Below are 13,829 nucleotides of genomic sequence, written 5' to 3' on the forward strand. Positions count from 1 at the left end.
TCCGCCCGCGCCTGGCTGCGGGCTCTGCGGGCCGGTCCGCGCCAGCCGCAGGTGCACCGGGCCAGGCAGAAACGGCCCTGCTCGACCATCTGCGTGTGATGGGCCGGTGGGTCGGAAGGAGGTGGGGGGATCCTGTCCTGCTGCGCCACTCCGACAACGTTACCCAGCTCGGGTAAAGGCCCGGTATACGCGTGACGGCCCCTCCCACCCGTCGTTAAGCGAACGACAGGGGGTCCTTGACGGACGTATCGGCTGGGGGTAGGCGGCGATGGCTAAGCGGCAGCAGAGGCAGGCCGGCGGGTCGGTCGTCGTCGCGACGGTGCTCATGGCCTGCGCCTGCGCCGGCGGTTGCGCGGGAAGCGGCGCCGCCCTGGACGACGCGCGCGCGGCCGACCCGGTCGGGACCCTGCGCGGAGCGGCCGACACCCTGGTGGCCGCGGGCAGTTCGAAGACCCGTACGTCGATGGAGATGGCCACCGGCGGCACCCGGGTCACCATCCGCGGCGAGGGCGTGTACGACTACCGCGAGCGGCTGGGCCGGTTGAAAGTGCTGCTGCCGCAGGACCCAGCCGGCACCAGCGAGCACCGGCCGATCACCGAACTCCTCGCCCCCGGCGCCCTGTTCATGAAGAACCGGGGCGCGGGTGTGCCCGCCGACAAGTGGGTGCGGGTCGACACCGCGACCCTCTCCGACGGCAACCTCGTCACCGGCGGGGCCACCGACCCGCTCGTGGCCGCCGAGGTGCTGCGCGGGACCAGGACGGCGACGTACGTGGGCGCGACCGAGCTCGCGGGGACCGAGGTGCGGCACTACCGCGGCACGGCGGATCTCACGGCCGCGGCCAGGGGTGCCTCCGGCGCCGACAGGGAGGTCCTGGCAGCGGCGGCGAAAGGGTTCGCCACGGCCGCGGTGCCCTTCGACGTCTACCTCGACGACCGGGGCCGGGTCCGCAAGGTGCGCCACCGCTTCAGCTTCGTCAACGGCCGGCAGCGGGGCACCGTCGCGGTCGCCTCGACGACCCTGCTGTACGACTTCGGGGTCGCCGCGGACGTACGCCTGCCGGCGGCCCGCGACATCTACGCCGGCAAGATCGCTGAGTGACGAGGGGGCGTGACGGGCGTCAAGGACTAGCCCGTCCGTGCCATGCGCGGGGTGTAGGCCGCTCCCTACTCTAGGAAGTCGGTAACGGCGGAGAAGAGGTGATGCGCGTGGCTCCGGTCGGCGGTACGGCGGTTCAGGACCACGTGGCCCTCGCCGAGATCGAACTGTGCGGAGAGCTGATCATCGCGGCGTCGGCCGCGGACGACCGGCTCAGCCTGGAGAGCATCGACGAGGTGCTGAAAGTGGCCGAAGAACGCGCGGGCGCCCCCGGCCGGTGAGCCGGGGGCGCCCGTCCCGTCGGAGGGAAGGCCGGATCACGTGCGCAGCAGCCGGCCGATCGCCTTCGTGGCCTCCTCGACCTTCGCGTCGATCTCGGCGCCGCCCTTGACGGCCGCGTCCGCGACGCAGTGCCGCAGGTGTTCCTCCAGGAGTTGCAGCGCGAAGGACTGCAGGGCCTTGGTGGAGGCGGACACCTGCGTGAGTATGTCGATGCAGTACACGTCCTCGTCGACCATCCGCTGCAGGCCGCGGATCTGACCCTCGATCCGGCGCAGCCGCTTGAGGTGCTCGTCCTTCTGCTTGTGGTAGCCGTGCGTGGCGGGCTCGTGGGTCTCGTGGGGGCTGTTTTCCGCCACTGTCTCGGAGGGCGCCGTGGCGCCGGCCTCGGTCGTCGTCATCGCGTCCTCCACATCACGGCCACACCCTGAGGGAATCACATACCCCTCCTGGGTATATCGTACCGAAGTTTCCCGGGTATAGGGCCTGCGGACGGCCCCCGTGCCAACCACTGTGCCTGATGGGCGACACTGGGGGACGGCCCATTAGCCGTGGCCGGATGATGCACTTAGCATCAGCCTGACCGAAACCGATGCACCCCGAGGACCCCTTGTGCGCTTTCGTCTGACCCCCAGGGAGACGAGCTTCTACGACATGTTCGCCGCCTCCGCGGACAACATCGTCACGGGCTCCAAGCTCCTGATGGAACTGCTCGGCGCGGACGCCTCCGCCCGGGCCGAGATCGCAGAGCGTATGCGGGCCGCTGAACACGCCGGTGACGACGCCACCCACGCGATCTTCCACCAGCTGAACTCCTCGTTCATCACGCCGTTCGACCGCGAGGACATCTACAACCTGGCGTCCTCCCTCGACGACATCATGGACTTCATGGAGGAGGCCGTCGACCTGGTCGTCCTCTACAACGTCGAGGAACTCCCCAAGGGCGTCGAGCAGCAGATCGAGGTGCTCGCGCGGGCCGCCGAGCTCACGGCCGAGGCCATGCCGAACCTGCGGACCATGGACAACCTCACCGAGTACTGGATCGAGGTCAACCGGCTCGAGAACCAGGCCGACCAGATCCACCGCAAACTGCTCGCCATGCTCTTCAACGGCAAGTACGAGGCCATCGAGGTCCTCAAGCTCAAGCAGATCGTGGACGTCCTCGAAGAGGCCGCGGACGCGTTCGAGCACGTGGCGAACACCGTGGAGACGATCGCGGTCAAGGAGTCCTGAACCCTTCATGGACACCTTCGCTCTGGTCGTGACCATCGCGGTCGCGCTCTTCTTCACGTACACGAACGGCTTCCACGACTCGGCGAACGCCATCGCGACCTCGGTGTCGACGCGGGCGCTGACCCCACGGGCCGCGCTGGCCATGGCGGCGGTCATGAACCTCGCCGGCGCCTTCCTCGGCTCCGGGGTCGCCAAGACCGTCAGTGAGGGCCTGATCGCTACGCCGGAGGGCTCGAAGGGGATGGGCATCCTCTTCGCGGCCCTGGTCGGCGCGATCGTGTGGAACCTCATCACCTGGTACTTCGGGCTGCCCTCCTCGTCCTCGCACGCGCTGTTCGGGGGCATGGTGGGAGCCGCGCTGGCGGGCGGCACCGACGTCATCTGGCACGGCGTGCTCGACAAGGTCGTCATCCCGATGTTCATCTCGCCGGTCGTCGGCCTGGTCATCGGTTACCTGGTGATGACGGCGATCATGTGGATCTTCCGGCGCGCCAACCCGCACAAGGCGAAGCGGGGTTTCCGGATCGCGCAGACCGTGTCCGCGGCCGGCATGGCCCTCGGGCACGGCCTCCAGGACGCCCAGAAGACCATGGGCATCGTGGTGATGGCCCTGGTGATCTCCGGCCACGAGACGTACGGCGACCCGATCCCGGTCTGGGTGAAGATCGCCTGCGCCCTGATGCTGTCACTGGGCACGTACGCGGGCGGCTGGCGCATCATGCGCACCCTGGGCCGGAAGATCATCGAGCTCGATCCGCCGCAGGGTTTCGCCGCGGAGACGACCGGTGCGGCGATCATGTTCACCACCGCGTACCTGTTCAAGGCGCCGGTCTCGACGACCCACGTCATCACCTCCGCGATCATGGGTGTGGGCGCCACCAAGCGTGTCAACGCGGTCCGTTGGGGTGTCGCCAAGAACATCGTCCTCGGCTGGTTCATCACCATGCCGGCCGCGGCGATCGTGGCCGCGTGCTCCTTCGGCATCGTGAAACTGGCGTTCCTGTAGGAGCCCCGGCAAGGTGTACGACAACGGGCCCGCCCCCGGATTTGGGGGGCGGGCCCTCTGTGTCCTCGCGGTGGCACCGCCATGCAGCACCGCGAGGGGTCTTGGTACGGCGGCCTCGGCTCAGCCGAAGCGGCCGGAGATGTAGTCCTCCGTGGCCTGGACCGACGGGTTGGAGAAGATCCGCTCCGTCTCGTCGATCTCGATCAGCTTGCCGGGCTGCCCGACCGCGGCCAGGTTGAAGAAGGCCGTACGGTCGGAGACACGGGCCGCCTGCTGCATGTTGTGCGTCACGATGACGATCGTGAAGCGCTCCTTCAGCTCACCGATCAGGTCCTCGATGGCGAGCGTGGAGATCGGGTCCAGGGCCGAGCAGGGCTCGTCCATGAGCAGGACCTTGGGCTCCACCGCGATCGCCCGCGCGATGCACAGTCGCTGCTGCTGACCACCGGACAGGCCCGAACCCGGCTTGTTCAGACGGTCCTTGACCTCGTTCCAGAGGTTCGCGCCCTTGAGGGACTTCTCGACGACGTCCGACAGCTCGCTCTTCTTGTACGAGCCGTTCAGGCGCAGGCCCGCCGCCACGTTGTCGAAGATCGACATCGTGGGGAACGGGTTCGGGCGCTGGAAGACCATGCCCACCTCACGGCGGACGGACACCGGGTCGATGCCCTGGCCGTACAGGTCCTCGTCGTCGAGGAGCACCTTGCCCTCGACGCGGCCACCGGAGGTGACCTCGTGCATCCGGTTGAGCGTGCGCAGGAACGTCGACTTGCCGCAGCCGGAGGGGCCGATGAAGGCCGTCACCGAGCGCGGCTCGACCGTCATCGAGATGTCTTCGATCGCCTTGTGGGAGCCGTAGTAGGCGGTGAGCCCACTCACGTCGATTCGCTTGGCCATGACTGCTTCACTTCCAGATCTCGGTCGCTGAGGGGGTGGTCGCGTCAGCGACCGGCCGCGCGGCGGTGGCCGCACATGGTTACCGCGGGGCCTTCCAGCGGGCGATGCCGCGGGCCACCAGGTTCAGGATCATCACGAAGGCGATCAGCGTCAGGGACGCCGCCCACGCACGGTCGTACGCCGCACCGGCGCCCGCGCTGTTCGCGTACTGCTGGTAGATGTACAGCGGCAGCGACTGCTGCGCCCCCTCGAAGGGGTTGGCGTTGATGAGCGAGTTGCCCCAGACCAGGAGCAGCACGGGCGCGGTCTCACCGGCGATACGGGCGATCGCGAGCATGATGCCGGTCATGATGCCGCCGATGGAGGTCGGCAGGACCACCTTCAGGATGGTCCGCCACTTCGGGATGCCGAGCGCCAGGGACGCCTCTCGCAGCTCGTTCGGGACGAGCTTGAGCATCTCCTCCGTGGAGCGGACGACGACCGGCATCATCAGGATCGCCAGGGCGAGCGAACCGGCGAAGCCGAAGGGCTCCATGTCGAACATCAGCATGATCGAGAGGATGAACAGGCCCGCGACGATCGACGGGATGCCCGTCATGACGTCGACGAAGAACGTGACGGCCCGGGCGAGGTTCCCGCGCCCGTACTCGACCAGGTAGATCGCGGTGAGCACACCGATCGGCGCCGCGATCACGGTGGCCAGGCCGACCTGCTCCAGGCTGCCGAGGATGGCGTGGTAGATGCCGCCGCCCGGCTCGGAGTCGGCGACCAGGCCCATCGAGTGGGTCAGGAAGTAGAAGTCGAGGACCTTGACACCGCGCGAGATCGTCGACCACACCAGGGAGACCAGCGGGACGACGGCGAGCAGGAAGGCGACCCAGACCAGCGCGGTGGCGACCCGGTCCTTGGCCTGGCGGCGGCCCTCCACGCGGGCGGCGACGGCGTAGGTGCCCAGGACGAACAGGACCCCGGCGATCAGCGCCCACTGGATGCTGCTGTCCAGGCCGGCGGCGAAGCTGATGCCGACGCCGAGGGCGACGGAGCCCGCGGCGATCGCGTACGGCGACCACCTCGGCAGGCGGGCACCCTTCAGGGTGCTGACGGTGGCTGCGGTGCTCATGCGTTGGCCCCCGAGTACTCCTTGCGACGCGCGATGATCATGCGGGCCGCGCCGTTGACCAGCAGGGTGATGACGAAGAGGACCAGACCGGAGGCGATCAGCGCGTCCCGGCCCAGCTCGCTGGCCTCACCGAACTTGCTGGCGATGTTCTGGGCGAAGGTGCCGCCGCCCGGGTCGAGCAGGCTGGCCTGGATGTCGAAGGTCGGCGAGAGCACGGTGGCCACGGCCATCGTCTCGCCGAGCGCGCGGCCCAGACCGAGCATCGAGGCGGAGATCACGCCGGAGCGGCCGAAGGGGATCACCGCCATGCGGATGACCTCCCAGCGGGTGGCGCCGAGCGCCAGGGCCGCCTCCTCGTGCATCTGCGGGACCTGGCGGAAGACCTCGCGGCTCACGTTGGTGATGATCGGCAGGATCATGATCGCGAGCAGGATGCCGACGGTGAGCATCGAGCGGGGAGCCCCGCCCTGCCACTCGAAGACGCCGGTCCAGCCGAGGTAGTCGTTGAGCCAGCCGTAGAGGCCGTTCATGTGCGGGACGAGGATCAGGGCGCCCCAGAGGCCGTAGACGATGGACGGCACCGCGGCGAGCAGGTCGATCACGTAGGCGATCGGGCCGCTCAGCCTGCGGGGGGCGTAGTGCGTGAGGAACAGCGCGATGGCGACGGCGATCGGGACGGCGATGGCCATCGCGATGACCGAGGAGACGATCGTGCCGAAGACCAGGACCGCGATGCCGAACTTCGGCGGGACGAGCTGGGTGTTCCACTCGAACGCGGTGAAGAAGTTGGCCTCGTCCTTGCTGATCGCGATCGAGGCGCGGTAGGTGAGGAAGCCGGCGATGGCGGCCATGATCACCAGCAGCAGGATGCCCGAACCGCGGGAGAGGCCGAGGAAGATCCGGTCACCGGGGCGGGTGGCGCCACGGGCCGCGCGCTTCTGCTCGGCCGGGCTCGGCTGGGAGATGGGTGGAGGTGTGTCTGTTATCTGTGTGGTGTCCATCGGGTTCTCCGGTCTGCTGAGCCGCACGCGGGGTGCGGCTCCTGGCGGCGGTGCACCGGACGGTGCGGTCCGGCCCGGGACCCCGTGACGGGGGCTCGGGCCGGACCGCACACTCAGGTCAGCTCAGGCCCTCGATGGTGGTGCGGACCTTGGCGATGATGTCCTCGGGGATCGGCGCGTAGTCGTTCTCCGCCAGGACCTTCTGGCCGTCCTCGGAGGCGGTGTAGCGCAGGAACGCCTTGGTGGCGGCCAGGGTGTCGGCCTTGTTGCCCTTGTCGCAGACGATCTCGTACGTGACCAGGACCATCGGGTAGGCACCCTCGGCCTTGGTCGCGTAGTTGAGCTTCAGCGCCAGGTCCGAGCCGGTGCCGACGACCTTGGCGTCGGCGATGGCCTTGGTGGCGTTCTCGACGGTGGGCGCGACCGGGGCGGAGGCGCCGGTGTCGATGCTGACCGGCGTGATGCCGTCCTTGGCGTAGGAGAGCTCGAAGTAGCCGATGGCGCCGTTGGTCTGCTTGACCTGCTGGGCGACACCGGAGGACTGCGCGGCGGACTGGCCGCCCTTGGCCTGCCAGGTCTTGCCGCCGTCGTAGGGCCAGTCGCTCTTGGCGGTGGCGATCAGGTACTTGGTGAAGTTGTCCGTGGTGCCGGAGTCGTCCGAGCGGTGGAACGCCTGGATCTTCAGGTCCGGCAGCTTCACGCCCGGGTTCAGCTTGGCGATCGCCGGGTCGTTCCACTTCGTGATCTTGGCGTTGAAGATCTTGGCGATGGTGGGCGCGTCCAGCGTGAGCTTGTCGACACCGGAGATGTTGATGCCGAGCGCGATCGGGCCGCCGACCATCGGCAGGTCGATGCCCTGGCCGCCGGAGCAGACCTTCTTGGAGGCCGTGACCTCTTCGGGCTTCAGCGCGGAGTCGGAACCGGCGAAGGCGACCTGGCCGTTGGTGAACGCGGTGACGCCCGCGCCGGAACCGCCGCCCTTGTAGTTGATCTGCACGCCACAGGCCTGCGTGAACTGCTTGACCCAGGCGTCGATCGCGTTCTTCTGCGCGGAGGAGCCGTCGGCGAGGAGCTGGCCCTTGGCGTCGTCACACTTGATGTTGCCCGCGGCCGCGGTGGCGGACCCGTTGCCGCTGCCACCGCCGCTCGTGTCGTCGGAGCCGCACGCCGTGAGGGCCAGGGCGCCGGAGACGGCGAGAGCACCGAAGGCGAGGGCCCGCCGGTTCTTGCGCTGAAGCTTCACTTGAGTTCCTTCCGGGAGCCGCCGTCCTGAATCCGGCGGCGTGCGCGAAGTCTGGGTGACACGGATGCGTATGCGAGACGCAGCACGTATCGCGTAAGGCCGAAATTAGGCAGATCAGGTGAAGGCGTTTATGGCCGGAAGTGAACGGGGGGTGAACCCCTGCAGAAGGTGCGGTGAGGTCACGGAACGCTTACGTCGAGGGCACAGTGTGATTCCGGAACCCCCCAGGGAACCCTCACTCCCACAGTCCCGTCTCGTTCCACGGAAGCCGACGAGGCCGACGAAAGGCACGGACACATGGAACGGCGTACGTTCATCGGGGGCGGCGCGGCCGCGATCGCGGCGATGACCACGGTCGCCTGCGACGGCGGCGGAAGCGCCGGCGCCGGGCAGAGCACCTTCGGCCAGACCCTCTCCTCCCGTACGCCCGCCGCGGCCGCCGCGAACTGGGCGGCCCTCGCCCGCGACCTGGACGGCCCCCTGGTCCGCCCCGGCGAAGCGAACTGGGCGACCGCCCGGCAGCTCTACAACACCCGCTTCGACGCGCTGAAGCCCGCGGCGGTGGCGTACGTGGCGCACGCCGACGACATCCGCACCACACTCGCCTACGCCCGCGCCCACGGCGTCCGGGTGGCGATCCGCAACGGCGGCCACTCCTACGCCGGCTGGTCCTCGGGAAACAACCGGCTGATCGTCGATGTCTCGAAGCTGAACCGCGTCCGCGCGAGCGGCGGCACGGCCGTGGTCGGCGCCGGCGCCAAGCTGATCGACGTGTACCGGGCCCTCACCGCGAAGGGCGTGACGATCCCCGGCGGCTCCTGCCCGACCGTCGGAGTCTCCGGCCTGGTGCTGGGCGGCGGTCACGGCGTCGCCTCCCGGGCCTACGGCCTCACCTGCGACAGCCTCACCCAGGCCACCCTGATCACGGCCGACGGCAAGCAGCTCACCGCGAACGCCACCACGAACAAGGACCTGTTCTGGGCCCTGCGCGGGGCGGGCAACGGCAACTTCGGCGTGGTGACCGAGCTGCACTTCAAGGCCCACCCCGCCCCGCAGGGCGTGACCGCGTACGCGACCTGGCCGTGGTCGAAGGCAGCGGCGGTGGTGAAGGCCTGGCAGGAGTGGGGCCCCGGCCAGCCCGACGAGATCTGGTCCTCCTGCCACCTGGAGAACGGCGGCTCGCCCTCGGTGGCGGTCGCGGCCTTCTCCATGGGCACCTACGGAGAGCTCCAGAACGCGCTCGACCGCCTGGCCGACAAGGTCGGCTCACCGGCCCGCAACGTCACCCTCCGCCGGCACTCCTACGAGAGCGCGATGGAGGCGTACGCGGGCTGCTCGTCCTTCGCCACGGACGCCAAGTGCCACCTGCCCGGCTCCACCCCGGGCCGCTCCCCCCAGGGCGCCCTCGGCCGGGAGACCTACGCGGCCCGCTCGGACTTCTTCGACCGCTCGATCCCGGCGGCCGGAATCCAGACCCTCCTGAGGCAGATCTCCGCGGTCCGGGGCGGCTCCGGCAGCATCGCCCTGACGGCCCTCGGCGGAGCGGTGAACCGCGTCTCCCCCACGGCCACGGCGTTCGTCCACCGCCGCTCCCGCATGCTGGCGCAGTACATCGCGTCCTGGAGGTCGGGCACGACGGGCACGACGGCCCAGTCCTGGCTGACGGGCGCCCACGACGCGATGAAGCCGTACGCCTCGGGAGCGGCCTACCAGAACTACACGGACCCGACGCTGAAGGACTGGCGGAAGGCGTACTACGGCGACGCGGCGACCAAGCTCGCCAAGGTGAAGAAGGAGTACGACCCGCAGGGGTTCTTCACGTTCCCCCAGGCGCTGTAGCCGTGCCCCGCTACGCGGCGAGGTCCCGCTCGGAGGCGGCCGCCTCCTGCCGGGCGCCGGGGATCACCGGGGCTCCCGGCCCGGTCCCTCGCGCGCGGATCAGCCACGCGCCTTTCGGGGAACGCTCGACCGCCTTCAGCAAGGGGGTGAGGAGAGCCATCGCGAGCGGCGAGAGCAACAGGGCCACCGCCGTCCCGAGCGCGAACCCGCCGATGACGTCCGTCGGGTAGTGCACGCCCATGTACACCCGGCAGAACCCTTCGAGCAGCGCCAGCGCGAGCCCGACGAGCCCGAACTTCCGGTTGGCCACGAACAGCCCGACCGCCATCGCCATCGTGATCGTCGCGTGGTCGCTCACGAAGGAGTAGTCGGTCTTGCCGGACACCAGGACCTCGATGCCCTCATGGGTCCGGAACGGCCGGGGTCGCTCGACGAACCCCCTTATGGGCACGTTCACCAGCACGGCCAGCGCGGCGGCGAGCGGCGCCCACACCAGCGCGGCCACGGAGGAGGCGGCGTCCTCACCCCCGCGCCGGCGGCCCGCCCACCAGCACCCCAGGATGAGCAGCACCATGGCGAGCAGGATGCCGTACTCCCCGACGTACTCCATGACCCGGTCGAACCAATGCGGGGCGTCCTTGGCCAGGCCGTTGATGTCGTAGAGCAGGTCGACGTCGGGGTTCGACCCGGATTCGGCGAGAACAGCCATGGTGCTGCGGCCCCTTCGTCGTCTTTCCCGGCGTACCCATGTCCGCTCGGCTACGTGTTCAGGAACGCACGGCTCCCGTTAATACGTTCCACATTCCACTGAATGATCACGCAGACGTTATCGAAGAGAGACACATCGCCGCAGCTCAGGGGGTGGGTTTCACGGTGCGTCACACCGTGGTGGGCAATGCTTTCGCGCCATCTTCGGTGACCCGGGTGGCACCGAAGTACTCAGAAGTGTCGATCGGGTCGAACCGGATCACAGCACCTGTTCTCGGTGCGTCGATCATGTATCCGCCGCCCACATAAATCCCCACATGGTGGATGGCGCGCGAGTTCGTCGGGTCCTTGGAGAAGAACACCAGGTCCCCCGGCAGCAGTTCACTTCTGGCCGGATGCGGGCCCGCGTTGTACTGGTCGTTCGCCACGCGCGGCAGCGTGATGCCCACGCTCGCGTACGCGGCCTGCGTCAGCCCCGAGCAGTCGAAGCGCCCGCCCTGCGCGGCGGTACCGGTGCCACCCCACAGATAGGGCGTCCCGAGTTTCTTCTGCGCGTAGTAGATGGCACCGGCGGCCTGCTTGGAGGGATCGACGCGGGTCGTGGGCGCCGCGAAGCTCTCCTCCAGGGTCGTGATGGTCTTCACGTAATTCTGGGTTTCCCTGTACGGCGGCACGCCCCCGTACTTGATGACCGCGTAGGCGCCCGCGTTGTAGGAGGCGAGCATGTTCTCGGTGATGTCGCCCGGGACGTCCTTCACATAGGACGCGAGCGAGCAGTCGTAGGAAGCCGCCGAGGGAATTGCGTCGGCGGGGTCCCAGACGTCCTTGTCGCCGTCGCCGTCCCCGTCGATCCCGTGCGTGGCCCAGGTCCCGGGAATGAACTGCGCTATTCCCTGCGCGGCCGCCGCGCTCTGGGCCTTCGGGTTGAATCCGCTCTCCTGGTAGAGCTGGGCGGCGAGCAGGGCCGGGTTGATGGCGGGGCAGAGGTTGCCCCACTTCTGCACGAGGGGCTGGTACGCGGCCGGGACGGCCCCCTTGGCCAGGGCCCTGGTGGCTCCGCCCACCCCGCCCGCGAGGTTCCCCGCGACGACGTAGACGCCCACGACGAGCAGCATCACGAAGCTGAGCCCCGCCCCGAGAACGGCGCCCGCAACGAGCCACGCCTTACGCACCGTCAACCGCCCCTCGCCCACTGGGAGTCCGCCCGCGCCAGTCTAGGAGCTTCCCCGAAGGAAACCGGGGTACTCGGCGGGGTCGGCGCGAAGATCAGCGGACGGCGTCCCTATAGAGCGCTGCGGCCTCCGCCCCGAGCACCACGCTGTACGACACGTCGGGCGTCTTCCCGCCCTGCTCGTGGCCGCCCAGCACCCCCACGACCTGCCCGTCCCCGTTCACCCAGGGACTGCCGCTCGTGCCCCCCGTGAAGTCGGGGCACTCGATCCGCTGCTGGGTACGGCTGTGCGCGGTCGGCTTGTTGGTGCAGCCGATCGGCACGTCCCGGGAGGAGGGGTAGCCGGTGACGGTGACGGCGGTGGCCCCGGTGGCGGTGCCGGTCACGAACGGGTTCCCGCCGACGACGTCCTGGACGTCCCCCTCGACCGTGGCGAACGCGACGTCGCTGTCCTCGTCCTGCCCCTTGGACCACCCCTCGGGCATGTACCGCCTTTTCACCTTCCATCTCCCGTACGGCGCCTCGCCGTCCCGGTATCCGGGCACGAACACGAGGCCGCCGTCGCCGTCGTCGAGACAGTGCGCGGCGGTGACGACGAGGTCCCGGTGCGGACTGCGGACGACGGACGCGGTGCAGAAGTGCTGCTTGGCGCCGAACAGGGCCCCGACCCGGGTGTTCGGCGAGTTCGCCGCGGCGACGGTCGTCACCCCGAAGGGCCCCGCCCCGTCGTCGGCGGCCGCCTCGGAGGCCGAGGTGACGGTGAGCAGGACAGCGGCGGCGTGGAGAGCGAGACGTGGCGTGCGCTTCACGGAAGGCAGCATTCCGCACGAAGGTGAGAAACTCGTCAACCAGCGCCCCGGGCGGGAACTCGCCCACAGGGCCGGTCACAGCGGCCCCGCGCACCGGCCCGGACGTACGTCGCGTCATACGGCGAGCCCGCCGACCGGCGGTCCCCCGCGTGGATCCCCCGCCCCGGGGCAGCCGAGCCTCGACGGCGGAGCGCGGGGAGGCTGGTGTGTTCGACGGTTTCGAACTGACGCGGCGCGAGGGCGACGACGGCGTACGACTGCGCGTACGACACGGCGGCAGCGGCCCCGCCGTGCTGCTCCCGCACGCGACGACGGCACCCGCCCGGACGTGGGCCGCCTGCTACCGCGACGCCCCACCCGTAGTACGGCGAACACCCGACCGGCGGTCCCCCGCGTGGATCCCCCGCCCCGGGGCAGCCGAGCCTCGACGGCGGAGCGCGGGGAGGCTGGTGTGTTCGACGGTTTCGAGCTGACGCGGCGCGAGGGCGACGACGGCGTACGGCTGCGCGTACGGTACGGCGGCAGCGGCCCCGCCGTGCTGCTTCTGCACGGCCACCCCCGCACCCACGCCACCTGGCACCGCGTCGCCCCGCTGCTGGCCGCGGCGGGCCACACCGTCGTCTGCCCCGATCTGCGCGGTTACGGCCGGTCCGACAAGCCCGCGACCGACGCGGAACACCGTCCGTACTCCAAGCGCGCCATGGCCGGCGACTGCCTCGCGGTGATGCGCGGGCTCGGGCACGAGCGGTTCGCGGTCGTCGGGCACGACCGGGGCGCGTACGTGGCGACCCGCCTCGCCCTGGACCACCCCGAGGCCGTGTCCGCCGTCAGCGTGCTGGACGCGATCCCCATCGGGGAGGCCCTGCGCCGCTGTGACGCCGGCTTCGCCGCGAGCTGGTGGCACTGGTTCTTCCTCGGCCAGACGGCGAAGCCCGCCGAGCGCGTCATCAACGCCGACCCCGACGCCTGGTACACGGCCACGTCCGAGCAGATGGGCGCCGAGGCGTACGAGGACTTCCGGCGCGCGATCCACGACCCGGCCACCGTGCACGCCATGTGCGAGGACTACCGGGCCGGCCTCGGTGTCGACCGCGAGCACGACGACGCCGACCGGCGGGCCGGCCGGCGCATCGGCTGCCCGCTCCAGATCCTGTGGGCCACGCGCGACGACATGGCGGACCTCTACGGCGACGTCCTGGCAGTCTGGCGCGACTGGGCGACCACCCGTCCGGAGGGCGGTCCGGTCGACTCCGGGCACCACATGGCCGAGGAGGCACCGGAGGCACTCGTCGACGCACTGCGGGCGTTCTGGGACAAGGCCGGACACACGACCGGGGCGCCCTGACTCTCACGCACCGCGCTCCACTTGTGTGCGACGCGTGTAGACGGTCAAGCCGTGACCATCCTCCGCCCATCCGCCCACC

Annotated in this window: 14 protein-coding genes and 1 pseudogene; 7 read left to right on the top strand and 8 right to left on the bottom strand. The window is 69.9% G+C overall.

The window, feature by feature from the left end:
• Positions 1–268 precede the first annotated feature (268 nt).
• Together ABZ098_RS34545 and ABZ098_RS34550 are read left to right on the top strand one after the other, a co-directional pair.
• Positions 269–1,102, top strand: a complete 834-nt coding sequence (locus ABZ098_RS34545; protein WP_356597679.1) for a hypothetical protein — start codon at positions 269–271, stop codon at positions 1,100–1,102.
• A 101-nt stretch (positions 1,103–1,203) separates the two neighbouring features.
• Positions 1,204–1,380 (top strand): hypothetical protein, encoded by a 177-nt coding sequence (locus ABZ098_RS34550; RefSeq protein WP_356597680.1) that lies wholly within the window; start codon positions 1,204–1,206, stop codon positions 1,378–1,380.
• Positions 1,381–1,416: 36 nt separating this feature from the next.
• On the opposite strand, the gene ABZ098_RS34555 is transcribed toward ABZ098_RS34550, so the two are convergent.
• Positions 1,417–1,779, bottom strand: coding sequence for a metal-sensitive transcriptional regulator (locus tag ABZ098_RS34555; protein ID WP_356597681.1), 363 nt, complete (start codon positions 1,777–1,779; stop codon positions 1,417–1,419).
• Between the two features lie 211 nt (positions 1,780–1,990).
• On the opposite strand from ABZ098_RS34555, the gene ABZ098_RS34560 reads away from it, so the two are divergent.
• Complete coding sequence (locus ABZ098_RS34560; RefSeq protein WP_045555910.1) at positions 1,991–2,611, top strand: DUF47 family protein; 621 nt, start codon at positions 1,991–1,993, stop codon at positions 2,609–2,611.
• Between the two features lie 7 nt (positions 2,612–2,618).
• On the top strand, positions 2,619–3,617 hold the full coding sequence (locus tag ABZ098_RS34565; RefSeq protein WP_356597682.1) for an inorganic phosphate transporter: 999 nt from the start codon (positions 2,619–2,621) through the stop codon (positions 3,615–3,617).
• A gap of 120 nt (positions 3,618–3,737) precedes the next feature.
• Here ABZ098_RS34565 and pstB read toward each other — a convergent pair whose 3' ends face one another.
• The 4 genes from pstB to pstS all read right to left on the bottom strand — a co-directional run bounded on the left by pstB (position 3,738) and on the right by pstS (position 7,878).
• Positions 3,738–4,514 carry a phosphate ABC transporter ATP-binding protein PstB gene (pstB, locus tag ABZ098_RS34570; RefSeq protein WP_007383025.1) on the bottom strand — a complete coding sequence of 259 codons (777 nt, stop codon included), beginning with the start codon at positions 4,512–4,514 and terminating at the stop codon, positions 3,738–3,740.
• Between the two features lie 79 nt (positions 4,515–4,593).
• Positions 4,594–5,634 carry a phosphate ABC transporter permease PstA gene (gene pstA, locus ABZ098_RS34575; protein ID WP_356597683.1) on the bottom strand — a complete coding sequence of 347 codons (1,041 nt, stop codon included), beginning with the start codon at positions 5,632–5,634 and terminating at the stop codon, positions 4,594–4,596.
• A complete protein-coding gene (gene pstC / locus ABZ098_RS34580; protein WP_356597707.1) occupies positions 5,631–6,635 on the bottom strand; it encodes a phosphate ABC transporter permease subunit PstC in 1,005 nt (334 codons plus the stop codon). Before pstC ends, pstA begins: the two co-directional genes overlap by 4 nt.
• A 118-nt stretch (positions 6,636–6,753) precedes the next feature.
• Positions 6,754–7,878 (bottom strand): phosphate ABC transporter substrate-binding protein PstS, encoded by a 1,125-nt coding sequence (gene pstS, locus ABZ098_RS34585; RefSeq protein ID WP_356597684.1) that lies wholly within the window; start codon positions 7,876–7,878, stop codon positions 6,754–6,756.
• 297 nt (positions 7,879–8,175) lie between these two features.
• Between pstS and ABZ098_RS34590 the strand changes: the two genes are divergently transcribed.
• Complete coding sequence (locus ABZ098_RS34590; protein ID WP_356597685.1) at positions 8,176–9,717, top strand: FAD-binding oxidoreductase; 1,542 nt, start codon at positions 8,176–8,178, stop codon at positions 9,715–9,717.
• Between the two features lie 10 nt (positions 9,718–9,727).
• On the opposite strand, the gene ABZ098_RS34595 is transcribed toward ABZ098_RS34590, so the two are convergent.
• The 3 genes from ABZ098_RS34595 to ABZ098_RS34605 all read right to left on the bottom strand — a co-directional run bounded on the left by ABZ098_RS34595 (position 9,728) and on the right by ABZ098_RS34605 (position 12,417).
• Positions 9,728–10,426: a phosphatase PAP2 family protein gene (locus tag ABZ098_RS34595; RefSeq protein WP_356597686.1), complete on the bottom strand. Its 699-nt coding sequence runs from the start codon at positions 10,424–10,426 to the stop codon at positions 9,728–9,730.
• 169 nt (positions 10,427–10,595) lie between these two features.
• Positions 10,596–11,603: a bifunctional lytic transglycosylase/C40 family peptidase gene (locus ABZ098_RS34600; RefSeq protein WP_356597687.1), complete on the bottom strand. Its 1,008-nt coding sequence runs from the start codon at positions 11,601–11,603 to the stop codon at positions 10,596–10,598.
• An 88-nt stretch (positions 11,604–11,691) separates the two neighbouring features.
• On the bottom strand, positions 11,692–12,417 hold the full coding sequence (locus ABZ098_RS34605; RefSeq protein ID WP_356597688.1) for a trypsin-like peptidase domain-containing protein: 726 nt from the start codon (positions 12,415–12,417) through the stop codon (positions 11,692–11,694).
• Positions 12,418–12,611: 194 nt separating this feature from the next.
• Between ABZ098_RS34605 and ABZ098_RS34610 the strand changes: the two are divergent.
• Both ABZ098_RS34610 and ABZ098_RS34615 read left to right on the top strand, forming a co-directional pair.
• Positions 12,612–12,710: pseudogene (locus ABZ098_RS34610) on the top strand (alpha/beta hydrolase); the annotation flags it as partial.
• A 146-nt stretch (positions 12,711–12,856) separates the two neighbouring features.
• Positions 12,857–13,750, top strand: a complete 894-nt coding sequence (locus ABZ098_RS34615; protein ID WP_356597689.1) for an alpha/beta hydrolase — start codon at positions 12,857–12,859, stop codon at positions 13,748–13,750.
• The last annotated feature ends 79 nt before the right edge of the window (positions 13,751–13,829 follow it).

Source organism: Streptomyces sp. NPDC006335 (assembly GCF_040612795.1).
Taxonomy (GTDB): Bacteria; Actinomycetota; Actinomycetes; order Streptomycetales; family Streptomycetaceae; genus Streptomyces.